This window comes from Halomonas sp. M4R1S46, assembly GCF_025725685.1.
Lineage (GTDB): Bacteria > Pseudomonadota > Gammaproteobacteria > Pseudomonadales > Halomonadaceae > Halomonas.
Window position 1 is genome coordinate 3,678,091 of sequence record NZ_CP107008.1, and the last position, 24,063, is coordinate 3,702,153.

Here is a 24,063-nt window from a genome sequence, read left to right on the forward strand (position 1 = left end):
CGCATGTTTCAACATCTGCGCGAGGACATCAACAGCGTATTCGCCCGGGATCCCGCGGCGCGCAACTTCCTGGAAGTGCTGACCAACTACCCGGGGCTGCACGCCCTGCTGGTGCACCGCATGACCCACTGGCTGTGGTGCCGCAACCTCAAGTGGCTGGCCCGCACCCTGTCGAGCCTGGCGCGCTGGTTCACGGGCATCGAGATCCATCCCGGGGCGACCATCGGCCGGCGCTTCTTCATCGATCATGGCATGGGCGTGGTGATCGGCGAGACCGCGGAGGTGGGCGACGACGTGACCCTCTACCAGGGGGTGACCCTGGGCGGCACCAGCTGGAACAAGGGCAAGCGCCACCCGACCCTCGAGGACGGCGTGATCGTCGGCGCCGGCGCCAAGATCCTCGGCCCCTTCACGGTGGGCGCCGGCGCCAAGGTCGGCTCCAACGCGGTGGTCACCAAGGAGGTACCGGCGGGCGCCACCGTGGTGGGCATTCCCGGCAAGGTGGTGCAGCGCAGCGAGCCCGACCAGGAGGAGGCCCTGCAGGTCGACCCGGCGCGCCGCGAGGCCATGCGCCGCAAGTTCGGCTTCGATGCCTACGGCGTCAGCCAGGACATGCCCGACCCGGTGGCCCGCTCCATGCAGGCCATGCTCGATCACATGCACGCGGTGGACGAGCGCATCGAGCGCATGTGCTCGACGCTGCGCCAGATCGATGCCGGCTTCCGCGACGGCCAGCTGCCGGAACTGCGCGACGAGGACTTCGCCAATATCCTCGAGGACGTCGACGGCTGCTGCGGGCCGCGGGACAACCGGCCCGAGGCAACCGACCGGCCGACGCCCGCCGGCCAGTCACCGGCCGAGGCCAGCCCCGAGCCGGCCAGTGACGACGCGCCCGAGACGCCGACGCCCCGCCGGGATGCGGTCGGCAAGCGCCGCAGCAATGGTTGACCGTACTACTGGGTCTTTATCATAATGGCGAGTCTTCCCGGCCCTTCGCGGGGAACCGGCCCGAGTCACCGACAACCGACGCCCGCGCCGGTGCCGAGGTGAATGCTCCATGCGCCTGACCACCAAGGGACGCTACGCCGTCACCGCCATGCTCGACCTGACGATGAATGCCGACGCGGGCCCGATCAGCCTCGCCGACATCTCCAGGCGGCAGGAGATCTCGCTGTCCTACCTCGAGCAGCTGTTCGCCCGCCTGCGGCGCGGCGGCCTGGTCGACAGCGTGCGCGGTCCCGGCGGCGGCTACCTGCTGGCCATGCCCCCGGAGACGATCTCCGTGGCCCGGGTCATCGACGCCGTCAACGAATCGGTGGATACCACCCGCTGCGGCGGCCTGTCGGACTGCCAGCAGGGCGACACCTGCCTCACCCACCACCTGTGGAGCGAGCTGTCCGAGCAGATCCACGGCTTCCTCGATGGCGTGACCCTGGGCCAGCTGGCCAGCCGCGAGGAGATTCAGAACATCGCCGGCCGCCAGCGCCGCCGCCTCGACGACGACCAGATCCCGACCGCGTCGCCCTGACCCCCGATACCGACCGAGCCCATGAGCGCACCCGTCTATCTCGATTACGCCGCCACCACCCCCGTCGACCCCCGGGTCGCCGAGGTCATGAGCCGCCATCTCACCCAGGAGGGTGTCTTCGCCAACCCGGCCTCGCGCAGCCACATGCCGGGCTGGCTGGCCGAGCAGGCCGTGGAAGGGGCGCGCCGCCAGGTCGCCGACCTGATCGGTGCCGATCCCCGCGAGGTCGTCTGGACCAGCGGCGCCACCGAGGCCGACAACCTGGCCCTGATCGGCTTCATGCGCGCCAACCGGGCCCGCGGCCGACACCTGGTGACCTCGGTCATCGAGCACAAGGCCGTGGTCGACACCGCCAAGGCCCTGGAGCAGGAGGGCTTCGAGGTCACCTGGCTGACCCCGGAACGCGACGGGCGGGTGACGCCCGAGGCCCTGCGGGCGGCGATGCGCGAGGACACGACGCTGGTGTCGCTGATGGCCGTGAACAACGAGCTCGGCAGCATCCACGACCTGGCGACGCTGGCCGAGGTCGTCCATGCCGGCGGCGCGGTCTTCCACGTCGACGCCGCCCAGGCGGTGGGGCGCCTGCCGCTGGACGTGGCGCGCCTCGGCATCGACCTGATGTCGCTGTCCGGCCACAAGGCCTACGGGCCCAAGGGCGTGGGCGCCCTCTACGTGAGGCGCAGCCCGGACATCCGCCTCGAGGCGCTGATCCACGGCGGCGGCCACGAGCGGGGCATGCGCTCGGGCACCCTGCCGACCCATCAGATCGCCGGCATGGGCGAGGCCTTCGCCATCGCCGGCCGCGAGGGCGAGGCCGACCAGGCGCGGATCCGGGCGCTGCGCGACCGGCTGCTGGCCGGGCTCGAGGAGCTCGGCGGCATCCACCGCAACAGCGTGGTCGAGCGCGCGGTGCCCAATATCCTCAACCTGGCCTTCGAAGGGGTCGACGGCGAGTCGCTGCTGATGGCGCTGCGCGACATCGCGCTGTCGACCGGCTCGGCCTGCAACTCGGCCAGCGTCGAGCCATCCTATGTACTGAAGGGCATCGGCGTGCCCCGGCGCCTGGCGCTCGCCTCGCTGCGCTTCAGCTTCGGCCGCTTCACCACCGAAGCCGATATCGACCGGGCGCTCGGGGCGCTGCGCCATGCCCTGATCGGGCTGCGCCGCAAGACGCCTTGACCCCATAACGCTTGCAGGAGACCACCATGTCGCATCTTTCGATCACCACTGCCGCCGCCGAGCAGATCCGTCGGGTGCTCGACGAGCGCGGCCACGGCCTGGGCCTGCGGGTCACGGTCAAGCCCAGCGGCTGCTCGGGCTACAGCTACGTCCTCGATTTCGCCGACGCGGCCGCCAACGACGACGTGGCCTTCGAGGAGCACGGCGTCAGGGTCTATGTCGCCCCCGAGGCCCTGGAGATGCTCGACGGCAGCGAGGTCGACTACGTCTCCGAGGGCCTGAACCGCTACTTCCGCTTCCGCAACCCCAACGTCAAGGACGAGTGCGGCTGCGGCGAGAGCTTCAGCGTCTGAGCCCGCCGGACGCGCGATTGTCCATTGCCGCCCCGGGGCGGTATACTCTGCGCCCAGTCGGCGCCCGGCGCCGGACCGCACCATACCGAGCCTCGCGCCGCCCCGGCCCTCCCGGGGCGGCGCGAGGCTGTACCGCTCGACCCTTCCCAGACTGGAGACACGCCCCATGGCTACCGAACGCACCCTGTCCATCATCAAGCCCGACGCCGTCGCCAAGAACGTCATCGGCGAAATCGAGAGCCGCTTCGAGAAGGCCGGCCTGAAGATCGTCGCCGCCAAGATGCTCCAGCTGTCCCGGGAGCAGGCCGAGGGCTTCTATGCCGAGCACAAGGAGCGTCCCTTCTTCGGTGACCTGGTCGGCTTCATGACCTCCGGCCCGGTGGTCGTGCAGGTGCTGGAAGGCGAGAACGCCATCGCCGCCAACCGCGACCTGATGGGCGCCACCAACCCGAAGGAAGCCGAGGCCGGCACCATCCGCGCCGACTTCGCCCAGTCCATCGACGCCAACGCCGTCCACGGCTCCGACTCGCCGGAATCCGCGGCCCGCGAGATCGGCTACTTCTTCGAGGACAGCGAGATCTGCCCGCGCGGCTGATCGCCTGTCACCGGCGGGGGTCTCCCACCCCCGCTCTGCCCCACCGACCCGCTGACTGCCATGACCGCCACCACTGCTCCCCAACGCACCAACCTGCTCGGCATGACGCGCGAGGAGATGGAAGCCTTCTTCCTCTCCATCGGCGAGAAGAAGTTCCGTGCCTCGCAGGTGATGAAATGGATCCATCACGAGGGCTGCGCCGACTTCGCGGCCATGACCAACCTGTCCAAGGCGCTGCGCACGCGCCTGGCCGAGGTCGCCGAGATCCGGGGCCCGAGCGTGGTCTACGAAGGCGCCTCCAGCGACGGCACCCGCAAGTGGGTGCTGGAAGTGGAGGACGGCAGCTACGTGGAGACCGTGCTGATCCCGGCCGAGAACGGCAAGCGCCGGACCCTGTGCGTGTCCTCCCAGGTCGGCTGTTCCCTGGACTGCAGCTTCTGCTCCACCGGCAAGCAGGGCTTCCAGCGCAACCTCACCGCCGCCGAGATCATCGGCCAGGTGTGGGTCGCCAGCAACAGCTTCGGGGCGCGTCGCGACACCGCCAACCGCCCGGTCACCAATGTGGTGATGATGGGCATGGGCGAGCCGCTGCTGAACTATGACAACGTCGTGCCGGCCATGAAACTGATGCTCGACGACAACGGCTACGGCCTCTCCAAGCGTCGCGTCACCCTCTCCACCTCCGGGGTGGTGCCGATGCTCGACCGCCTCGGCGACGAGCTCGACGTGAGCCTGGCCATCTCGCTGCATGCCGCCAACGACGAGCTGCGCAGCGAACTGGTGCCGCTCAACCGCAAGTACAACATCCGCACCCTGCTCGACGCCTGCCAGCGCTACCTGGCCAAGTGCGACGACACGCGGATGGTCACCGTCGAGTATACGGTGATCAAGGGCGTCAACGACCAGCAGGAACATGCCCGCGAGCTCGCGGCGCTGCTCGAGGAGCTGCCCTGCAAGATCAACCTGATCCCCTTCAACCCCTTCCCCCACTCGGGCTACGAGAAGCCGTCCCGCAACCAGGTGATGCGCTTCCAGCAGTGGCTCTACGAGCTCGGCTACACGGCGCCGATCCGCTCCACCCGCGGCGACGACATCGATGCCGCCTGCGGCCAGCTGGTCGGCCGCGTCAAGGATCGCACCCGTCGCCACGAGCGCTACATCCAGTCGATCCAGCTCGACGCCGACTGACCCGGGGCCGCCTTGACTTCAACCGGGCACGACGCTTTGATGGTCGGGCCTTTTTTCACCATCGGCCAGGCACCCCACGCCCCGCGCGGAGGGCGGTGCCCGCCACCAGAGAGGATGCCATGACCCGTCGCCCGCGCCTGCCCGGTTTCCGACACCTGCCCGTCACCGTCCTCCTGGCGAGCGCCCTGTGGCTGGCCGGCTGCGCCGCCCAGCCCGGCGCGAGCACGCCGGCCGCAGCGGAGACGGCCGACCCGGTGGCGGCCTATACCCGCCTCGGTGTGGCCTACCTGGAGCGCAACAACCTGCCCCGGGCCCTGTCGGCCCTGGACCGCGCCCTGGAGCTGGACCCCGAGGCTCCCGAGGCCCTGCAGGCCATGGCCATGGTCTACCAGCGGCAGGGCGAAGCGGCCCTGGCCGACGAGACCTTCCGCCGGGCCCTGCGCAGCGCGCCGGACCTGACCCGAGCACGCAACAACTATGCCGCCTTCCTGTATGATCAGGGACGCATCGGCGAGGCCTGCCAGCAGCTCGAGCAGGCCACCGAAGACACCCAGTACGCCAACCGGGCCCAGCTGTTCACCAACCTCGGCCAGTGCCAGCGGGAGCTCGGCGACACCCGGGCCGCGCGCGAGAGCCTGGAGCGCGCCCAGAGCATCGACCCGCGCCGGCCCGGCAGCTACCTGCGCCTGGCCGAGCTCGAGTACGAGCAGGGCAACTATGCCCGCGCCGAGCGCGAGCTCGAGACCTACCGGCGCCTGGCCGGCACCACCACGGCGGCCCGCCGCCTGGCCCGCGACATCGCCCAGGCCCGGGGCGATCAGGTCGACGCGCCCCCGCTGGATGCTTCACGTGGCGCGCCCTGACCCCGAGATTTTCAACAAGGATGCCACGCCATGAGCGACACCCATTCACAGGAGCCCGATGCCTTCGCTCCCCAGGCCTCGCCGGGCGAGCTGCTGCGGCGCGAGCGCGAAGCGATGGAGCTGTCACGCGAAGAGGTCGCCGAGGCCCTGAACCTGCGCCCGGCCGTGATCGACGGCCTGGAGCGTGACAGCTACGAGGAAGTGCCGATCGTCACCTATCGGCGCGGCTACCTGCGCAGCTACGCCAACCTGCTGGGCATCGACGCCGATCAGGTGCTGGCCGCCTATCAGGCACGCTTCGGCAGCGACGACACCGAGCGCAAGGTGACCCCGGTACACGTGGTCAACAAGCCGCCCTCACGGCTCGGCGCCTGGATGTTCCGCCTGGCTACCCTGGTGGTCATCGCCGGCCTGGTCGGCCTGACGCTGATGTGGTGGCAGAGCCGCGGCGGCAGCCAGCCGCCCACCCCCGGCGACAACGCCCCGGTGGCCGTGGACAGCCTCGACGGCACCACCACCACCATCACCCAGGGCGGCGGCGAGGCCGCCGACGAGCCGGACCCGGCCGCGGCGACATCCGCCCCCGAGGCCGACGATGACGCCACCGCCAGCGAGGAGGCACCCGCCGCCGAGGCGGCCTCGACCGAGGCGGCACCCACCGCCGCGGGCGACGCCGCGCCATCGTCCCCGGCCGCCGACGCCGGCGAAGCGGCCGGCGCTGCCGCAGTGCCCGACGACGAGGCCACGGCGGCCACGCCCGAGGCGGAGGCTGCACCGGCCGACGAGGCCCCGGCGCCCGACGCCGGCGTGCTGCGCCTGACCTTCAACGAACAGTCCTGGACCGAGATCTTCGACGCCACCAACCAGCGCGTTTTCGTCGGCCTGCAGGAACCCGGCACCACCGCGCGCGTCGAAGGCGAACCGCCCTTCCGCCTGACCGTGGGCAACGCCACCGGCGTCGAGCTGGTCTGGCGCGGCGAGTCCGTGGATCTGGCGTCCCGCGCCGGCGCCAACAACGTCGCCCGTTTCACCCTGGGAGAATGAGTCCGACATGCACGCACCATCGCCCATCACCAGACGCCAGTCGCGCCGCATCCACGTCGGCAAGGTGCCGGTCGGCGGCGGCGCCCCGATCTCCGTCCAGAGCATGACCAACACCGACACCCTGGACGTGGCAGCCACCGTGGCCCAGATCCGTCAGCTGGAGACCGCCGGCGCCGACATCGTGCGCGTCTCGGTGCCGAGCATGGACGCCGCCGAGGCCTTCGGCCGCATCAAGCGCGAGGTGGAGGTCCCGCTGGTCGCGGACATCCACTTCGACTACCGGATCGCCCTGCGCGTCGCCGAGCTCGGCGTCGACTGCCTGCGCATCAATCCCGGCAATATCGGCCGCGAGGACCGCGTGCGGGCGGTCGTCAGCGCCGCCCGGGACAACGGCATCCCGATCCGCATCGGCGTCAATGCCGGCTCGCTGGAGAAGGACCTGCAGAAGAAGTACGGCGAGCCCACCCCGGCGGCCCTCGTCGAGTCCGCGATGCGCCATATCGACCATCTGGAGCGCCTCGACTTCCCCGACTTCAAGGTCAGCGTCAAGGCCTCCGATGTGTTCATGGCCGTGGCCGCCTACCGCGAACTGGCCGGGCGCATCGAGCAGCCGCTGCACCTCGGCATCACCGAGGCCGGCGGGCTGCGCTCGGGCACCGTCAAGTCCTCCATCGGCCTGGGCATGCTGCTGATGGACGGCATCGGCGATACCATCCGGGTCTCGCTGGCGGCGGACCCGGTCGAGGAGATCAAGGTCGGCTTCGACATGCTCAAGAGCCTCAGGCTGCGGGCCAAGGGCATCAACTTCGTCGCCTGCCCCAGCTGCTCGCGCCAGAACTTCGACGTCATCGGCACCATGAATGCCCTGGAGGAGCGTCTGGAGGACGTCCTGACGCCGCTCGATGTCTCCGTCATCGGCTGCGTGGTCAACGGCCCCGGCGAGGCCAAGGAGAGCGACATCGGCCTGACCGGCGGCGACCCGGCCAACCTCGTCTACATCGACGGCAAGCCGGCCAGCAAGCTGCGCAACGACCACCTGGTCGACGACCTGGAGCGGCTGATCCGCGACAAGATCCGGGAGAAGCAGCAGGCCGAACAGGACGTCATCGCCCGGGACGCCTGATCCCGACGACCCCCTCAAGGAGCAAGCATTGAGCAAGAAGATCCAGGCCATTCGTGGCATGAACGACCTGCTGCCGGACCAGTCCCCGCTGTGGCAGTACTTCGAGGGCCAGGTGCGCACCCTGATGAGTCGCTATGGCTATGACGAGATCCGTACCCCCATCGTCGAGCAGACCGCCCTGTTCAAGCGCTCCATCGGCGAGGTCACCGACATCGTCGAGAAGGAGATGTACACCTTCGAGGACCGCAACGGCGACAGCCTGACGCTGCGCCCCGAGGGCACGGCGAGCTGCGTGCGGGCCGCCCTGGAGCACGGCCTGCTGCACAACCAGACCCAGCGGCTGTGGTACCAGGGCCCGATGTTCCGCCACGAGCGTCCCCAGAAGGGCCGCTATCGGCAGTTCCACCAGGTCGGCGTGGAGAGCTTCGGCCTCGAGGGACCGGACATCGATGCCGAGATGATCCTGCTGTCGGCCCGGCTGTGGAAGCAGCTCGGCCTGTTCGAGCACGTCACCCTGGAGCTCAATTCCCTGGGCTCGCCGGAGGCCCGCGCGGCCTACCGCGACACCCTGGTCGACTACTTCGAGGCCCACCTCGATCTGCTCGACGAGGACTCGCGCCGGCGCCTGACCAGCAACCCGCTGCGCATCCTCGACTCCAAGAACCCCGACATGGCGCCGATGCTGGCCGATGCGCCGCGGCTGATGGATCACCTGGACGCCGAGTCGAAGGACCACTTCGAGCGGCTCACCGCCATGCTCGACGCCGCCGGCATCGGCTACGAGGTCAACCCGCGCCTGGTCCGCGGCCTGGACTACTATTCGCGCACCGTCTTCGAGTGGACCACCACGGCGCTGGGCAGCCAGGGCACGGTCTGCGCCGGCGGCCGCTACGACGGCCTGGTCGAGCAGCTCGGCGGCAAGCCGGTCCCCGCGGTCGGCTTCGCCCTGGGCATCGAGCGCCTGATCCTGCTGCTCGACACCCTGGAGCTGGTACCCGACGCGGCCCGCGGCGAGCTCGACGTCTACCTGCTGCCGATGGGCGAGGCCACCGAGCCGGCCGCCCTGCTGCTCGCCGAGCGGCTGCGCGAGTCGCTGCCCGGGCTGCGCCTTCAGCTGCACTGCGGCGGCGGCAGCTTCAAGAGCCGCATCAAGAAGGCCGACCGGAGCGGCGCCCGCCTGGCCCTGCTGCTGGGCGAGGACGAGCTCGCCGAGAACGCCGTGACCCTCAAGTTCCTGCGCGAGGACCGCGAACAGCAGCGCCTCGCCCAGGCCGACCTGGCCACGACCCTCACATCCCTGCTGGCAGGCGACACCCTCGCCTGACGGCCCGCGGACAGCAAAGGAGACCGCCCGTGGCGGAGCTGAGAACCGAAGAAGAACAGCTGGAAGCCATCAAGCGCTGGTGGAAGGAGAACGGCACCTCGCTGATCCTCGGCGCGGTGATCGCCGCCGCCGGGGTATTCGGCTGGAAGGCCTGGCAGGACTACCAGGCCGGCCAGGCCGAGGCGGCTTCCCAGCGCTACCAGCAGCTGCTCACCCTGAGCGGCCAGGACGCCCTCGACGAGGCCGCCCGCCGGCAGGCCGACGGCCTGGTGACCACCCTCACCGAGGACCACGGCGATAGCCTCTATGCCGACCTGGCCCGGCTGCTGGACGCCCGCCTGGCCGTGCAGGCCGGCGATACCGCCGCCGCCCGCACCGCCCTGGAGGGGCTGATCGCCGAGAGCCCTCGGCCCTACCTGCAGGGCCTGGCCCGGCTGCGCCTGGCCCGCCTGCAGCTCGCCGACGACGCCGCCGAGGCGGCGCTGGCCACCCTGGACGGCGAGATCCCCGCGCCCCTGGCCGCCCAGCGGGCCGATATCCGCGGCGATGCCCACCTGATGCTCGGCGACCGGGAGGCGGCCCGAGCGGCCTGGCGCGAGGCGCTCAGCCTGTCCGAGGCGAGCGACCAGCCGCTGTACGGCGTGCAACTCAAGCTGGACGACCTGGGCGTCGAGGAGACCACCTCATGAAAGCGAGCTTCGTGATCGCCGCCACCGCGGCCCTCGGCCTGCTGGCCGGCTGTGCCGGCCAGGTGGAGCCCCAGTACCCGCCGAAGGAACTGCAGGCCACCGCCGGCACCACCACCACCGAGACCCTGTGGCACCAGCAGGTCGGCGACGGCCTGGGCCTGGGCGGCTATCCCCTGTCGCCGGCCCAGGACGGCGACGTCATCTTCGCCGCCGACCAGCATGGCCTGGTCCAGGCCCTGGATGCCGACAGCGGCGAGCCCCGCTGGACCACCGAGCTCTCCGCCGGCGCCTCCAGCGGCCTGACCGCCGTGGCCGGCCGGGTCTACCTGGGCACCCGCAACGGCGAGGTGCTGGCCCTCGACCAGGCCGACGGCGAGGTGCTGTGGCGCACCCGGGTCAGCAGCGAGGTGCTGGCCGCGCCCCAGGCCAACCGCGAACTGCTGGTGGTCCAGGCCGTGGACGGCAAGGTCACCGCCCTGGATCGCGAGAGCGGCGCCGAGCGCTGGGTCTACAGCGCCTCGCGCCCGTCGCTGACCCTGCGCAGCACCGGCACCCCGCGGGTGATCGACCAGGTCACCTTCGCCGGCCTGGCCAACGGCCGCCTGGTCACCCTCGACAACCGCGTGGGCCAGCCCCTCTGGGAGCGCCGCATCGCCACGCCCGAGGGCCGCAGCGAGATCGAGCGCCTGGTCGACCTGGCCGGCCAGCCGGTGCTGACCCAGGACGGCCGACTCTTCGTCACCAGCTACAACGGTCGCCTGATGGCCCTCAGGGCCACCACCGGCGAGACCCTCTGGTCGCGCGACGTCTCCAGCTACCGCACCCCGGTGCTGGTCGGCGACTTCCTGTTCGTGGTCGACGAGGCCAGCCACCTGCTCGCCCTGAACGCCGGCAACGGCGAGGAACTGTGGCGTCTCGAGGCCCTCGAGGGCCGCGGGCTCACCGACCCGGCCTTCGCCGACGGCCGCCTGGTGGTGGGCGACTTCGAGGGCTACCTCCACCTTATCGATGCCCGCGAGGGCACCGTCGTCGGCCGCACCGAGATCGACGGCTCCGGCATCAGCGTCCGCCCGCTCACCGATGGCCGTCGCGTCTATGCCCTGGCCGACGACGGCAGCCTAGAGGCCCTGGAACTGCAACCATGACCCCCGTGATCGCTCTGGTCGGCCGCCCCAATGTGGGCAAGTCGACCCTGTTCAACCGCCTGACCCGTTCCCGAGACGCCCTGGTCGCCGACTTCCCGGGCCTGACCCGGGATCGCAAGTACGGCAACGGCGTGCTCGGCGGCAAGGCCTACACGGTGATCGACACCGGCGGCATCAGCGGCGACGAGGAAGGCATCGACGCGGCCATGGCCGAGCAGTCGCTGCAGGCCATCGACGAGGCCGATATCGTGCTGTTCCTGGTCGACGGCCGCAGCGGCCTCAACGTGGCCGACGAGGCCATCGCCAATCACCTGCGCATCAACCAGAAGAAGACCTGGCTAGTGGTCAACAAGACCGACGGCCTGGAAGAGCACTCCGCCATGGCGGACTTCTGGCAGCTCGGCCTCGGCGACCCGCGGCCGATCGCCGCCGCCCATGGCCGCAACGTCACCGCGCTGATCGAGGAGGTGCTCGCGCCCTTCCCCGAGCGCGACGAGGACATCCCCGCCGACACCGGCACCAAGGGCATCCGCATCGGGGTGATCGGTCGCCCCAACGTGGGCAAGTCGACCCTGGTCAATCGCCTGCTCGGCGAGGAGCGGGTGGTGGTCTTCGACGAGGCCGGTACCACCCGGGACGCCATCGAGATCCCCTTCGAGCGCCGCGGCAAGCCCTACGTGCTGGTGGATACCGCCGGCGTGCGGCGCCGCAAGAACGTCCGCGAGGTGGCCGAGAAGTTCTCGATCATCAAGACCCTGGAGGCCATCAAGGAGTGCCATGTCGCCATCATGGTGCTGGACGCCCGCAGCGGCCTGGTCGAGCAGGACCTGCACCTGCTCGACTACGTGCTGACCAGCGGCCGGGCCCTGGTGCTGGCGGTCAACAAGTGGGACGGGCTGGAGAGCGAGGCCAAGGACCGGATGCGCACCGAGATCAAGCGCCGCCTGGGCTTCGCCGACTACGCCGAGTTGCACTTCATCTCGGCGCTGCACGGCACCGGCGTGGGCGACCTCTATCCCTCGCTGGAGCGGGCCTTCGCCTCCGCCAACAGCCACTGGTCCACCAACCGGCTGACCAACATCCTCCAGGACGCCGTGGAGCAGCACCAGCCTCCGATGGTCAACGGCCGGCGCATCAAGCTGCGCATGGCCCACCAGGGCGGCAGCAACCCGCCGATCATCGTCGTCCACGGCAACCAGACGGACTCGCTGCCCGAGGCCTACAAGCGCTACCTGACCAACACCTTCCGCAAGGTGCTCAAGGTGCGTGGCACGCCGATGCGCTTCGAGTTCCGCTCGGGCAAGAACCCCTACGACAACCTGGCCGGCGCCAGCGACCGGGAGAAGGCCAAGAAGCGCGAGCTGGACCGCACCAAGGAGGCCCGCCGCGGCCGTCGCTGACGTCCTCGCCCAGCTCCTCCCGCCCTGCCCCGCCCGGCTCGTGCTCGCTCACGGGCCGGGCGGTGTCGTCTCCGGTCGACAACTTCGCCTTGGCGGCACGCCGACGTCTCCCGCCGACCCTTGACCCGCCGCGCCGCCACCCCTCAAATACGCCGGTCCTGCCACCTCGTTGACTGTGGCAGACTCACCCTTTCCCCCACCGGAGACCCCCGATGCGTTCCCGTCGCTTCCCGACCCGCTGGCGCCTGCTGGCGCCCCTCTGCCTGGCCGCCCTGCTCGGCGGCTGCCTGGCGCTGCCCCAGACCGGCCTGTTTGCCTTTCGCCTGGCGGTCACCTCGCTGGGCGTGGAGGAGGTCCGCATCGGCCCCTACGCCATCGACGCCCGCCTGGATACCAGCGACCTCACCTCGCTGATCGCCTCGAGCCTGGGGGCGGGCAGCCTGCCGGTGCAGGCCACCCTGGCCCTGGGCCTCGGCCTGCCCGCCGGCATGCCGCCGGTGGAGATGGCCGGCTTCCGCTGGCGCCTGGACATGCCGGGCGCCGAGACGCTCGAGGGCCGCTACGCCGATGACGTGACCCTCAACGCCGCCAGCGATGCCAAGCTGCGCCTGCCCGTGGCCTTCGATGTACTGGCCACGGACCAGCGCCGCCTGGCCCCGGTGGTGGAACTCGCCAGCCAGCTCGCCCGTCGCGGCGAACTGCCCGCCGGCAGCGAGCTGGCGATCACCCCCGGCGACCTCCGCGGCCTGGGCATGACACTGCCCGCCGGCCTGCTGACCCCGACGATCCGCATGGCCGTGGGCGAGGACGGCGAGCTGGTGCCGCAGGGCGGATCAGGGTGACGCCTGCAGCCGGCGCGTGCCCACCCACTGGCAGGCGAACTGCCACGCCACCCGGCCACTGCGCCCACCGCGCAGGGTGGCGAAGCGAATCGCCTCGGCCCGGGCCTCCGGCGTCCAGTCCGCGGGCGTCCCGAGGTGCCCGACCCAGTGACGACAGGCCTCCAGGTAGACCTCCTGGTTGAAGGGATGGAAGCTCAGCCACAGGCCGAAGCGGTCGGAGAGCGAGATCTTCTCCTCCACGGCGTCGCCATGGTGCAGCTCGTCGCCCACCAGTCGGGTGGCGTCGTTGTCGCTCATCGACTCGGGCAGCAGGTGGCGGCGGTTGGAGGTGGCGTAGAGCAGCACGTTCTCGGGCGGACCGGTGAGCGTCCCGTCGAGCACGCTCTTCAGCGCCTTGTAGGCGTCGTCGTGCCCCTCGAAGGACAGGTCGTCGCAGTAGACCACGAAGCGATGGCGTTCGCGGCGCAGCCCCTCGACCAGGCCCGGCAGGCCGGCCAGGTCGTGGCGGTCGACCTGCACCAGCCGCAGGCCCTCCGCGGCCAGGTCGTTGAGCAGGGCACGGACCAGCGACGACTTGCCGCTGCCCCGGGCGCCCCACAGCAGGGCGTGGTTGGCGGGATGGCCGCGCAGGAAGGCGCGGGTGTTGTCGACCAGGGCCCGCTTCTGGCGCTCGATGCCCAGCAGCGCCTCCAGGCCCAGGGTGTCCCGGGGCGGCACCGGGGTCAGGCGCCCGCCCAGGGCATGACGCTGCCAGAGGGCGGCGATATCGCGCTCCCAGTCGATCTCGACCGGGGTCGGCGGCAGCCAGGGTTCCACCCGCTCCACCAGCTGCAGCAGGCGCCGCGCCAGTTCCTCGTCCATGACTTCCTCCTTCGTTGCAGGTTTCGCGGTTTGACCTCGCGGGCGTTCGGGGTATCTTGTGGCGAACCGTGACAAGCCGTCCAGTGGCACCGCCCCTGGCGGCCCCAGGAGGAGCCCAGATGCGTTGGATACATGGAGTGGCCGTGGGGGCGCTGAGCCTCGCCCTGGCCGCCTGCACCACCTCACCCACCGGTCGCTCGCAGCTGACCCTGATGTCCGACCAGCAGCTCGACCAGATGGGCGCCCAGGCCTTCGCCCAGTACCAGCAGGAGCGCTCCACCGTGGGCGGCGCCCCCTACCGCCATGTGCAGTGCGTGACCGAGGCCATCGTCCGGACCCTGCCGCCGCAGGCCCGCGACGGGGGCTGGCAGGTGCGGGTCTTCGAGGACGAGTCGGCCAACGCCTTCGCCCTGCCCGGGGGCTATGTGGGGGTCAACACCGGCCTGCTGGCCATCGCCGAGAACCAGGATCAGCTGGCCGCGGTCATCGGCCACGAGATCGCCCATGTGCTGGCCCACCATGCCAACGAGCGCGCCTCGACCCAGAGCGCCACCAACCTCGGCCTCTCGGTGCTGTCGTCGGCGGCGGGACTGGAGGGCGCCGGCGGCGAGCAGGTCATGGCCGCCCTGGGCCTGGGGGCCCAGTACGGGATCCTGCTGCCCTTCTCCCGTCGCCACGAGAGCGAGGCCGACGTGGTCGGCCTGCAGCTGATGGCCGAGGCCGGCTTCGATCCCCGCGCCAGCGTGGCCCTGTGGCGGAACATGAGCGCCGCCGGCGGCGGCCAGCCCCCGGAGTGGATGTCCACCCACCCCAGCCACGGCCAGCGCATCGCCGGCCTCGAGGCCCAGATGCCCGAGGTCCTGCCCCGCTACGAGCAGGCCCGCCAGGCCGGTCGCACCCCGAACTGCGGGCGTCCCTGACGCCCCGAAGGAAGCCGCATGCTGAGAATCGGACTGCTGTTGCTGGTCCTGCCCATCCTGGTGTTGATGGGCATCTATTTCCTGGAGCTGGGCGATGTCCGGGAGTGCCTGCTGGTGCAGCAGGGCCACTGGGACTACCTGGCCGGCGCATGCCGCGACACGCCCCAGCCCTTCGTGCCCTGGATCGAGCGCCGCCCCTGGCTGGTCAACGGCGGCATGCTGGTGTCGCTGGCCGGCCTGGCGTGCTGCATGGTGGGGCTCTACGTCAAGCGCCGCTGAGCCGGGCCCAGGGGTATCGCAGATAGCAGGATCGCTCGGGGCTGATCCGTCGACAGGCCTTTGAGGAGGCGCTGTGAACCCCTCCCTGGGCGCTACCGACGCCCTGCGGCGCTCTCGCCTCCTGCTCCGCTTGCAGGACCGGGGTTGGCCATCCATGGCCAACCCGTTCGGAGGAATCCTCCTCACCCCTGGCGTAGGACCTCCTCTACGGCCTGCCCCCGGCGCCCCTCGCTATAGGCAACTGCGATAGCCTTGGAGCTGGGTCAGTCGTAGGGGAGATAAGCGCCAGCGCATCTACCGATCCCATCATCGCGCCAAGCCGAGCAACGTGCTGTCGGCGATTCCCCCCAATGCTCTCGGCGCTTGATGTTGCCTCGCGTTACAACGCCTGCCTGAGCGCCTCCAGCACGGGGGCGACGTCCGGGCGCACGCCGCGCCACAGGTGGAACGACTCGGCGGCCTGCCCCACCAGCATGCCCAGGCCGTCGATGCCGCGGGCGCCGCGCGCCTCGGCCCAGCGCAGGAAGACGCTGGGCTCGGCGCCGTACATCATGTCGTAGGCGGTCGCCCCCGGGGCGAACAGGGCGTCGGGCAGCGGCGGCAGCTCGCCGCCGAGGCTCGCGCTGGTGCCGTTGATCACCAGGTCGAAGGGGCCCTCGACGGCGTCGAACCCGCTGCCGGCCACGGGCCCCAGGTCGGCGAAGTCCTCGGCCAGGGCCCGGGCCTTGGCGGCGGTGCGGTTGGCGATCTGCAGCCGGGCCGGGCCGGCCTCGAGCAGCGGCTCGAGCACGCCACGCACGGCCCCACCGGCGCCCAGCACCAGCACCCGGGCCTTCGCCAGCGCCACGCCGTGGCGCCGCAGGTCGGCGACCAGGCCCAGGCCGTCGGTGGTATCGCCGCGGGTGCCGCCGTCGTCGGCGAGGATCAGGGTGTTCACCGCCCCGGCCCGTCGGGCCCGGGGGCTCAGCGCGTCGCACAGCCGGTAGGCGTCCTCCTTGAAGGGCACGGTGACATTGGCCCCGCGGCCGCCGGCGGCGACGAAGTCGCGCCAGGCCCCGGCGAAGTCGTCCAGGGGCGCCTCGATGGCGGTGTACTCGATGGCCTCGCCGGTCTGCTCGGCGAAGGCGGCGTGGATCGCCGGCGACCGGGAATGGCCGACGGGATGGCCGAACACGCAGTAACGGTCAGTCATGGAAACTCCATATTGTCCCGGGAAGCGCTGAAGAAGCCGTCGAGCGCCAGGAAGCGCAAGGCGCCCGGAGCGCAGCATCCGCAGCCTATGAGTAATAGGTGAGGAATGCGAGCACCGCGCAACGCAGCGATTCCGGCGAGCAGACGCTCATTCAGTGTCTTCCCCCAACCAGTCCCGGGGCGCCAGATAGTGCTCGTAGAGTTCCGCCTCGGGGCTGTCGGGCGCGGGGTGCCAGTCGTACTCCCAGCGGACCAGCGGCGGCATCGACATCAGGATCGACTCGGTGCGCCCGCCGCTCTGCAGGCCGAACAGGGTGCCACGGTCCCAGACCAGGTTGAACTCCACGTAGCGTCCCCGCCGGTAGAGCTGGAAGTCCCGTTCGCGCTCGCCCCAGGCCGTGGCGCGCCGGCGCCGGACGATCGGCAGGTAGGCGTCGAGGAAGCTGTCGCCGACCGCCTGCTGGAAGGCGAAGCAGCGCGCGAAGCCGCCCTCGTTGAGGTCGTCGAAGAACAGCCCGCCCACGCCGCGGGTCTCGTCGCGGTGCTTGAGATAGAAGTAGTCGTCGCACCAGGCCTTGTAGCGCGGGTAGACATCGTCGCCGAAGGGCGCGCAGGCGTCCCGGGCCACCCGGTGCCAGTGGCGCACGTCCTCCCGCACCGGATAGAAGGGCGTCAGGTCGTAGCCGCCGCCGAACCACCACACCGGCTCCTCGCCGGCCTTCTCGGCGATCAGGAAGCGCACGTTGCCGTGACTGGTGGGCACATGAGGGTTCTCGGGGTGCAGCACCCAGGACACGCCCACCGCGTGGAAGCCGCGACCGGCCAGCTCCGGGCGGGCGGCGGTAGCCGAGGGCGGCAGGGTGGCGCCGTGGACATGGGAGAAGTTGACGCCGCCCTTCTCGAACACCGCGCCGTGCTCGATCACCCGGGAGCGCCCCCCGCCGCCCGCCTCGCGGGTCCAGGCGTCCTCGCGGAAGCCGGCACGGCCGTCCTCGGCGGCCAGGGCCTCGCACAGGCGGTCCTGGAGATCGAGCAGGTAGGTCTTGACGTCGTCGAGATTGGCGTGGGCCACGGGGCCTCCTTGATAGCGGGCGAAACGGGATTCGAAGGGTCCTGGGTGGAAGATGAGCTGTTCCGGCGCCAAGCCTGCGCGAGGGCGCTATGAACCCTTCCTTGGGCGCTACTTTTGCCTTCCCTGGTCAAAAGACCCTCGCTTCGCCTTGTCCCCGGCGCTCATCTCGCCGGACGTTTCGGAATGAGTTCTCAGGCGCGCAGCACCCGGCCGGTGGCCAGGTCGCGGATGGTGCTGGGGCGGTCGTGGCCGCCCAGGGGGCCATCGAGGACGGCATCGAGTTCCTCGCCGAAGATCGCATGAATCTCGGCGGCGCTCATCGCCGGGGGCTCGCCGGCGCGGTTGGCCGAGGTGGACACCAGCGGCCCGCCGAAGGCCCGGCACAGCTCGGCGACCAGCGGGTGGTCGCTGACCCGCAACGCCACCCGGTCATGGGCGCCGCGCACCAGGGGCAGGGCGCGGCCGTTGTCGGGCACCAGCCAGGTGGTGGGGCCGGGCCAGCTCGCCGCCAGGGGGGCATGCTGGCCCAGCGGCAGTCCTTCCAGCCAGGGCGCGAACTGGCCGATGTCGGCGGCCACCAGGATCACGCCCTTGGCCGGGTCGCGGGCCTTGAGGCGCAGCAGGCGGGTCAGGGCCGCCTCGTCGTCCGGGTCACAGCCGAGGCCCCAGACGGCTTCGGTGGGATAGGCAATGACGCCGCCCGCGCGCAGGGCGGCCACGGTGGTCTCGAGGGGAGTGGCCTGGGTCATGGCATTGGGTCCGGTGCGATGACGACGGCCGGCATTCTATCACGGGCACCGCTGCGTCGGCAGGCGCACCCAGCCGCCCAGGGCCGGCCGCGCCTGGCCCTCGAGCTCCAGCTCCAGTAGCCGTCGCTGGCACTCCGTGACCCCGAGGCCGGTGAGGTCGACCAGGGCGTCCACCGGCGTGGGCGTGTCGCTGAGCCAGCCCAGCAGCGGGTCCTCCCGAGCCGGGGCGGGCGTGACCACTGCCTCGCCGGCCGGCCGGGTACCGGGCCACTGCACGAGCTCGTCGAGGATATCGTCCACCTGGCGGACCAGCGCCGCACCGTCGCGGATCAGCCGCAGGCAGCCCCGGGCCTGGGGGTTGTGGATGGATCCCGGCAGGGCGAAGACCTCGCGGCCCTGCTCGTTGGCCAGCCGGGCGCTGACCAGCGAACCGCTCTGCTCGGCGGCCTCGACCACCAGCACGCCCAGCGACAGGCCGGTGACGATGCGATTGCGCCGCGGGAAGAACGCCGCCCGGGCCTCGGTACCGGGGGGATGCTCGGTGACCAGCAGGCCGCCGCTGGCCTGCAACCGCGCGTGGAGGTCGCGATGGCGCGCCGGGTAGACCACATCGGCCCCGCAGCCCAGTACCGCCACGCTGCAGCCATCGGCCTCCAGGGCCGCCCGCTGGGCCGCGCCGTCGATGCCCAGGGCCATGCCGCTGACCACGCACCAGCCTTGCCTGGCGAGTTCCCGGGCGAAGCCGGCGGCGTTGGTGAGGCCCTCCCGGGTCGGCCGGCGCGAGCCGACCATGGCCAGCCTCGGCGGCGCCAGGGCCTGGAGATCCCCCCAGGCCCAGAGCACCGGCGGCGGGTCGGCGATCTGGCCGAGCAGGGTCGGCCAGGCGGGGTGGTCGGGATGCAGGAGGTGGCGGTCGGCCGCGGCGTCGAGCCAGGCCAGGTCGGCCTCGAGCCCCGGGCCCAGCGGGCTGCGCCCGGGATGGTCGAGCCACAGGCGCAGGGCACGGCCGGCCGGCGCGGGCAGCACCGCCAGCCAGCCCTCCGGCCAGGCCGGCCCCCGCTCGGCGAGTTCGGCCAGCCCGGCCGCGCCGATGCCGGGCAGCCGCGACAGCAGCAGCCACTCCCTGGCCTCGAGCCCCATGCGAAACGGGGCTCAGCGCAGCGCCGTGCCCAGCGAGGCGCGCGGGTTGTGCAGCCGGTCCCCCACGGCCAGGGTGCGAGTGGCCCGCATCACCAGGCCGTAGCTCATCTTCTCGTAGGGCCGGAAGACCATCACCAGGCCGGCGTCCTCGCCGGGCATCCGCAGGGCCTCGCCGGTGCGCGGGTCGTCGACCAGCTCGCCGCGCTGCTCCACCGCCAGCACGTGCCCGGCCGCCAGGCCGTCGCGGGTGCCGCGGTCCAGCGCCACCACCTGCAGCCGGCCGATGAAGCGCACCCCGCCGGGCACCGCCAGGATGCGACCGTCGATCGGCTGCTCCGGGGCCCGCGGCAGGAACCCGGTGGTCAGGGCCCGGTCTTCCAGCGGCAGGATGATGTCGTTGCTGCGGATCTCCTCCCGGGAACTGGTGGCCTCCATCACCGCGATCTCGTCTTCCTGGCGCAGCCGGCGGGCCTCGCCGACACTCTCCAGCTCGAGGCCGAGCAGCTCGCCGCTGGTCTGGTCGCGGTAGTGCTCGCCGACGCGATAGATGCCGAAGCGTCCGCCGCCGTCCACGCGGCCCCGGGCGTAGAACTGGTCCCCGGCCCCGCTGACCAGGCGGCCGTCGTCGCCGGCCACCACATAGGCCAGCTCGTCCAGCTGCTCCGGATCAGTGACCACCCGATGCTCGCGCAGGAAGTGACGCACCGACTCCAGCGGGAGGGGCGCGATGGCCTCGCGGTGCGGAACGGTGCGCACCTCCGGGGAGAGGCGGACCACCCCCTGGCCCCGCTCCAGGCCCAGGCAGGGCCGGCCGCCGCAGTCGTAGAGGTAGACGGTGTCGCCGGGATAGATCAGGTGCGGGTTCTCGATCTGCGGATTGACCTGCCAGACCTCCGGCCACTGCCAGGGATGCTGCAGGAAGCGCCCGGAGATGTCCCACAGGGTATCGCCCCTGACCACGGTGTAGCGGTCCGGCGCACTGTCCCTCAGGCCATCCTCCCAGGACAGGCCCTGGGCCTGCACGGGGCCCACCAGCAACCCCGCCGCCAGCGCCCCCAGCCAGCGCCGCATGACCTTGCTGCGTCTCGTCTGCCTCATCCCCGCGTCCCCCGCGTTGTGATCCCCGGTGGCGCATGGAACCCTGCCGCCGTGGTATAGTCTGATGCTATCGATACGATACGCGGCTCGTGGTTTTCCGCCGCGTCGCCGGCTTTTAGAATAGCCGCATATCCTGAATGACAGCACAACGGTGACACCAACGCCATGGCCAAACTCCCCATCCTCGAATTCCCCGACGAGCGGCTGCGCACCAAGGCGGTCGCCGTCGAGACGGTCGACGACGAGGTGCGCCAACTGGTCGACGACATGCTCGAGACCATGTACGACGCCCAAGGCATCGGCCTGGCCGCCACCCAGGTGGACGTGCACCGGCGCGTGATCGTGATGGACGTCAGCGACGATCGCAGCACCCCGCTGGTGCTGATCAACCCGACGTACACGCCCATCGGCGACGAGCGCGAGCCGATGCAGGAGGGCTGCCTGTCGATCCCCGAGTACTATGCCGAGGTGCCGCGTGCCCTGAAGGTGCAGCTCAAGGCGCTGGGCCGCGACGGCCTGCCCTATGAGCTGGAGGCCGAGGGCCTGCTGGCCCACTGCATCCAGCACGAGTGCGACCACCTGGAAGGCGTGCTGTTCGTCGACTACCTGTCGCCGCTCAAGCGCGACCGGGTGATGAAGAAGATGCAGAAGCGCCACAAGCTGGGCCAGCCCGCCTGAACCCAAGGGCGTCAGGGCCCTCACGGGCACGACACGAGAAGGCCGGCGCCGTTGAGGGCGCCGGCCTTCGTCGTTTGCGCCCCGCTCCGTTATCATAGGGGCATTCATCCCGGTAAGGCCCTCGACCCATGTCCCGACCCCTGCGCGTCATCTTCGCCGGCACGCCCGACTTCGCCGCCGAGAGCCTGGCGTCACTGCTGGCGAGCCCCCACCACGTCGTCGCCGTCTACACCCAGCCCGACCGTCCCGCCGGGCGGGGCCGCAAGCTCACCCCCAGCCCCGTCAAGGCGCTGGCCCTGGAGCATGACCTGCCGGTCCACCAGCCCGCCTCGCTGCGCACGCCGGAGGCCCAGGCCGAGCTGGCCGACCTGGACGCCGACCTCATGGTGGTGGTGGCCTACGGCCTGATCCTGCCCAAGGCGGTGCTCGACACGCCGCGGCTGGGCTGCCTCAATGTCCACGCCTCCCTGCTGCCGCGCTGGCGCGGCGCGGCGCCCATCCAGCGGGCCATCGAGGCCGGCGACGCCGAGAGCGGCGTGACCATCATGCAGATGGACGAGGGCCTGGATACCGGCGACATGCTGCTGGTCCGGCGGACCCCCATCACCGCCACCACCACCGGCGGCGAACTCCATGACACCCTGGCCGCCCTCGGCGGCCAGGCGCTTGGCGAGGCCCTGGAGGCCCTGGCCGGTGATGGCCTGGTCGCCGAGCCCCAGCCGGAGGCCGGTGTCACCTACGCCGCCAAGCTGACCAAGGCCGAGGCCGAGCTCGACTTCCGCCAGCCCGCCGAGGCGCTCGCCGCCCGCATCCGCGCCTTCAATCCCTGGCCGGTGGCCTGGTGCGCGCTGGGCGAGGACCGCCTGCGCCTGCTGATGGCCGAGGCCGCCCCGGACGCGGGCGACCCCGAGGCCCCCGGCACCCTGCTCGCCCCCGACCCCGATGCCCTGCGTATCGCCTGCGGCCCCGGCGGCGACCAGGTGCTGCGCGTGACCCAGGCCCAGCTGCCGGGCGGCAAGGCCCTCGATGTTCGCGAGCTGCTCAAGGCCCGCGCGGACCGCTTCCCCCCGGGCGCCCGCCTGGGGACCCCGGACCGGGAGACCCGCGCATGAGCCAGCACGCCGGACGCTCCAAGTCCCTCGACAACGGCCTGGCGGTGCGCGCCGCCGCGGCCCGGGCGCTCGCCCCGGTGATCACCGGCAAGGGCTCGCTCAACAACCTCGACGAGCACAAGGTGGTGGCCCGGGACCGCAGCCTCTTCAAGGAGCTGTGCTTCGGTACCTGCCGGGCCCTGCCGCGGCTGGAAGCCCTGGCCGCGACGTTGCTGGAGAAGCCCTTCAAGGCCCGCGATGCCGACATCCAGGCCCTGCTGCTGGTCGGCATCTACCAGTTGCTCTACCTGCGCATCCCGGCCCATGCCGCGGTGGGCGAGACCGCCGGCGCCGCCCGCCTGCTCAACAAGGCCTGGGCCACCCGGGTGCTCAACGGCTGCCTGCGCCGCCTGCAGCGCGAATCCGCGGCGCTGCAGGCCGAGGTCGACAAGGACCCGGCCGTGGCCCTGCTCCACCCCAAGTGGTGGCTCAAGGCCTTCCGCCAGGCCTGGCCGGACGACTGGCGGGCCATCTGTGAGGCCAACAACCGCCCCGGCCCCATGACCCTGCGGGTCAACCGCCGCCACGGCGACCGCGAGATGTACCGCGACCGCCTCGATGCCCCCGGCATCAGCTGCCGGCTGTGCCCGCATGCGCCCGATGGCCTGACCCTGGACACGCCGCGGGACGTGACCACCCTGCCCGGCTTCCAGGAGGGCCTGGTCAGCGTCCAGGACGAGTCGGCCCAGCTCGCTGCGGTGCTGCTGGGGCCGGTGATCGCCCCGCGTCCCGGCGCCCGGGTGCTGGACGCCTGCTGCGCCCCCGGCGGCAAGACCGCCCACCTGCTCGAGCTGTTCGACATCGAGCTGCAGGCCATCGACAGCGACGACGCCCGCCTGGCCCGGGTCGAGGACACCCTGTCGCGGCTCGGCCTGAGTGCCTCCCTGGCCCACGGCGACGCTACCCAGCGCGACTGGTGGGACGGCACTCCCTACGACGCCATCCTGCTCGACGCCCCCTGCTCCGGCAGCGGCGTGATCCGCCGCCACCCGGACATCAAGCGCCTGCGCCGCCCCTCGGACATCCCGCGGCTGGCCGAGCTCCAGGCCCGCCTGCTCGACAACCTCTGGCCGCTGCTGTCGCCGGGCGGCTCCCTGCTCTATGCCACCTGCTCGGTGCTGCCCGAGGAGAACGCCGACCAGGTCCAGGCCTTCCTCGAGCGCACCCCCGACGCCGAGGTGACCACGCCCACGGGGCTCGCCTGGGGTCGGCCCGCCGGCGCCGGGCGCCAGCTGCTGCCGAGCCTCGACAGCCATGACGGCTTCTTCTATGCCAGACTGAGGAAGCGGGCCGCCTGAGCGGCCCCATCCTTCGCTGCCAAAGGACGACACCATGAACCATATCTACAAGCACATCGAGCTGACCGGCACCTCCGAGACGGGCATCGAGGACGCGGTGCAGAGCGCCCTCAGCAAGGCCTCGGAGAGCCTGCACAGCATGCGCTGGTTCGAGGTCACCGACACCCGCGGCCATATCGAGCATGGCCGGGTGGTGCACTGGCAGGTGACGCTCAAGGTGGGCTTCACCCTCGACTGAGGCCGGCCCCGCGGCCGACCTGTTCTTCCATCCGCGGCTGGTTTAAGCTGGCCATCACTCATGTTGCGGTGCACAAAACGGCACCGCCACGGCTTCCTGCGGACAGCGACACCCA

26 protein-coding genes are annotated in these 24,063 nt (G+C 71.4%); 20 read left to right on the forward strand and 6 right to left on the reverse strand.

Features of this window, described 5'->3' with window-relative positions; translation table 11 throughout:
- The first annotated feature begins 3 nt into the window (after window positions 1–3).
- The 14 genes from cysE to OCT48_RS17060 all read left to right on the forward strand — a co-directional run bounded on the left by cysE (window position 4) and on the right by OCT48_RS17060 (window position 13,273).
- Window positions 4–948: a serine O-acetyltransferase gene (gene cysE, locus OCT48_RS16995; protein WP_263590316.1), complete on the forward strand. Its 945-nt coding sequence runs from the start codon at window positions 4–6 to the stop codon at window positions 946–948.
- A gap of 109 nt (window positions 949–1,057) precedes the next feature.
- Window positions 1,058–1,528, forward strand: a complete 471-nt coding sequence (locus OCT48_RS17000) for an Rrf2 family transcriptional regulator (RefSeq protein ID WP_263590317.1) — start codon at window positions 1,058–1,060, stop codon at window positions 1,526–1,528.
- Between the two features lie 21 nt (window positions 1,529–1,549).
- Window positions 1,550–2,707 (forward strand): aminotransferase class V-fold PLP-dependent enzyme, encoded by a 1,158-nt coding sequence (locus tag OCT48_RS17005; RefSeq protein ID WP_263590318.1) that lies wholly within the window; start codon window positions 1,550–1,552, stop codon window positions 2,705–2,707.
- Between the two features lie 26 nt (window positions 2,708–2,733).
- Window positions 2,734–3,060, forward strand: coding sequence for a HesB/IscA family protein (locus OCT48_RS17010; protein ID WP_263590319.1), 327 nt, complete (start codon window positions 2,734–2,736; stop codon window positions 3,058–3,060).
- Between the two features lie 166 nt (window positions 3,061–3,226).
- Window positions 3,227–3,655 (forward strand): nucleoside-diphosphate kinase, encoded by a 429-nt coding sequence (gene ndk, locus OCT48_RS17015; protein ID WP_263590320.1) that lies wholly within the window; start codon window positions 3,227–3,229, stop codon window positions 3,653–3,655.
- Between the two features lie 60 nt (window positions 3,656–3,715).
- Entirely contained in the window at window positions 3,716–4,843 is a 1,128-nt protein-coding gene (gene rlmN / locus OCT48_RS17020; protein WP_263590321.1) for a 23S rRNA (adenine(2503)-C(2))-methyltransferase RlmN, read from the forward strand.
- A gap of 119 nt (window positions 4,844–4,962) precedes the next feature.
- Complete coding sequence (gene pilW, locus OCT48_RS17025) at window positions 4,963–5,706, forward strand: type IV pilus biogenesis/stability protein PilW (protein ID WP_263590322.1); 744 nt, start codon at window positions 4,963–4,965, stop codon at window positions 5,704–5,706.
- Between the two features lie 30 nt (window positions 5,707–5,736).
- Window positions 5,737–6,750: a RodZ domain-containing protein gene (locus OCT48_RS17030; protein ID WP_263590323.1), complete on the forward strand. Its 1,014-nt coding sequence runs from the start codon at window positions 5,737–5,739 to the stop codon at window positions 6,748–6,750.
- A gap of 7 nt (window positions 6,751–6,757) precedes the next feature.
- Window positions 6,758–7,873 carry a flavodoxin-dependent (E)-4-hydroxy-3-methylbut-2-enyl-diphosphate synthase gene (gene ispG / locus OCT48_RS17035; protein WP_263590324.1) on the forward strand — a complete coding sequence of 372 codons (1,116 nt, stop codon included), beginning with the start codon at window positions 6,758–6,760 and terminating at the stop codon, window positions 7,871–7,873.
- Window positions 7,874–7,901: 28 nt separating this feature from the next.
- On the forward strand, window positions 7,902–9,197 hold the full coding sequence (gene hisS / locus OCT48_RS17040) for a histidine--tRNA ligase (RefSeq protein WP_263590325.1): 1,296 nt from the start codon (window positions 7,902–7,904) through the stop codon (window positions 9,195–9,197).
- A gap of 29 nt (window positions 9,198–9,226) precedes the next feature.
- Window positions 9,227–9,886 carry a YfgM family protein gene (locus OCT48_RS17045; protein ID WP_263590326.1) on the forward strand — a complete coding sequence of 220 codons (660 nt, stop codon included), beginning with the start codon at window positions 9,227–9,229 and terminating at the stop codon, window positions 9,884–9,886.
- Window positions 9,883–11,031 (forward strand): outer membrane protein assembly factor BamB, encoded by a 1,149-nt coding sequence (gene bamB / locus OCT48_RS17050; RefSeq protein WP_263590327.1) that lies wholly within the window; start codon window positions 9,883–9,885, stop codon window positions 11,029–11,031. Before OCT48_RS17045 ends, bamB begins: the two co-directional genes overlap by 4 nt.
- A complete protein-coding gene (der, locus tag OCT48_RS17055; protein WP_263590328.1) occupies window positions 11,028–12,431 on the forward strand; it encodes a ribosome biogenesis GTPase Der in 1,404 nt (467 codons plus the stop codon). Before bamB ends, der begins: the two co-directional genes overlap by 4 nt.
- Before the next feature lie 212 nt (window positions 12,432–12,643).
- The gene (locus OCT48_RS17060; RefSeq protein ID WP_263590329.1) at window positions 12,644–13,273 is read left to right on the forward strand and encodes a hypothetical protein; all 630 of its coding nucleotides are present in this window, start codon (window positions 12,644–12,646) and stop codon (window positions 13,271–13,273) included.
- Here OCT48_RS17060 and OCT48_RS17065 read toward each other — a convergent pair.
- Entirely contained in the window at window positions 13,265–14,134 is an 870-nt protein-coding gene (locus OCT48_RS17065) for an ATP-binding protein (RefSeq protein ID WP_263590330.1), read from the reverse strand. The genes OCT48_RS17060 and OCT48_RS17065 overlap by 9 nt on opposite strands.
- Before the next feature lie 119 nt (window positions 14,135–14,253).
- On the opposite strand from OCT48_RS17065, the gene OCT48_RS17070 reads away from it, so the two are divergent.
- Both OCT48_RS17070 and OCT48_RS17075 read left to right on the forward strand, forming a co-directional pair.
- On the forward strand, window positions 14,254–15,054 hold the full coding sequence (locus OCT48_RS17070) for a M48 family metallopeptidase (RefSeq protein WP_263590331.1): 801 nt from the start codon (window positions 14,254–14,256) through the stop codon (window positions 15,052–15,054).
- An 18-nt stretch (window positions 15,055–15,072) separates the two neighbouring features.
- Window positions 15,073–15,333, forward strand: coding sequence for a hypothetical protein (locus OCT48_RS17075; protein WP_263590332.1), 261 nt, complete (start codon window positions 15,073–15,075; stop codon window positions 15,331–15,333).
- A 379-nt stretch (window positions 15,334–15,712) separates the two neighbouring features.
- Here OCT48_RS17075 and aroE read toward each other — a convergent pair whose 3' ends face one another.
- From aroE to OCT48_RS17100, 5 genes are all read right to left on the reverse strand, one after another.
- Window positions 15,713–16,525 (reverse strand): shikimate dehydrogenase, encoded by an 813-nt coding sequence (gene aroE, locus OCT48_RS17080; RefSeq protein WP_263590333.1) that lies wholly within the window; start codon window positions 16,523–16,525, stop codon window positions 15,713–15,715.
- A gap of 147 nt (window positions 16,526–16,672) precedes the next feature.
- Entirely contained in the window at window positions 16,673–17,596 is a 924-nt protein-coding gene (gene hemF / locus OCT48_RS17085) for an oxygen-dependent coproporphyrinogen oxidase (protein ID WP_263590334.1), read from the reverse strand.
- A 191-nt stretch (window positions 17,597–17,787) separates the two neighbouring features.
- Window positions 17,788–18,345, reverse strand: coding sequence for an L-threonylcarbamoyladenylate synthase (locus OCT48_RS17090; RefSeq protein ID WP_263590335.1), 558 nt, complete (start codon window positions 18,343–18,345; stop codon window positions 17,788–17,790).
- A gap of 39 nt (window positions 18,346–18,384) precedes the next feature.
- Window positions 18,385–19,485 carry a DNA-processing protein DprA gene (gene dprA / locus OCT48_RS17095; protein WP_263590336.1) on the reverse strand — a complete coding sequence of 367 codons (1,101 nt, stop codon included), beginning with the start codon at window positions 19,483–19,485 and terminating at the stop codon, window positions 18,385–18,387.
- A gap of 12 nt (window positions 19,486–19,497) precedes the next feature.
- Window positions 19,498–20,583, reverse strand: coding sequence for a LysM peptidoglycan-binding domain-containing protein (locus OCT48_RS17100; RefSeq protein WP_263590337.1), 1,086 nt, complete (start codon window positions 20,581–20,583; stop codon window positions 19,498–19,500).
- Window positions 20,584–20,748: 165 nt separating this feature from the next.
- Here OCT48_RS17100 and def point away from each other — a divergent pair, with 165 nt between their 5' ends.
- The 4 genes from def (at window position 20,749) to OCT48_RS17120 (ending at window position 23,948) form a co-directional block, all read left to right on the forward strand.
- Window positions 20,749–21,261 (forward strand): peptide deformylase, encoded by a 513-nt coding sequence (gene def / locus OCT48_RS17105; protein ID WP_263590338.1) that lies wholly within the window; start codon window positions 20,749–20,751, stop codon window positions 21,259–21,261.
- 128 nt (window positions 21,262–21,389) lie between these two features.
- The gene (gene fmt, locus OCT48_RS17110) at window positions 21,390–22,373 is read left to right on the forward strand and encodes a methionyl-tRNA formyltransferase (protein WP_263590339.1); all 984 of its coding nucleotides are present in this window, start codon (window positions 21,390–21,392) and stop codon (window positions 22,371–22,373) included.
- Window positions 22,370–23,710 (forward strand): 16S rRNA (cytosine(967)-C(5))-methyltransferase RsmB, encoded by a 1,341-nt coding sequence (gene rsmB, locus OCT48_RS17115; protein ID WP_263590340.1) that lies wholly within the window; start codon window positions 22,370–22,372, stop codon window positions 23,708–23,710. Before fmt ends, rsmB begins: the two co-directional genes overlap by 4 nt.
- A gap of 34 nt (window positions 23,711–23,744) precedes the next feature.
- Window positions 23,745–23,948, forward strand: a complete 204-nt coding sequence (locus OCT48_RS17120) for a dodecin (protein WP_263590341.1) — start codon at window positions 23,745–23,747, stop codon at window positions 23,946–23,948.
- Window positions 23,949–24,063 lie beyond the last annotated feature (115 nt).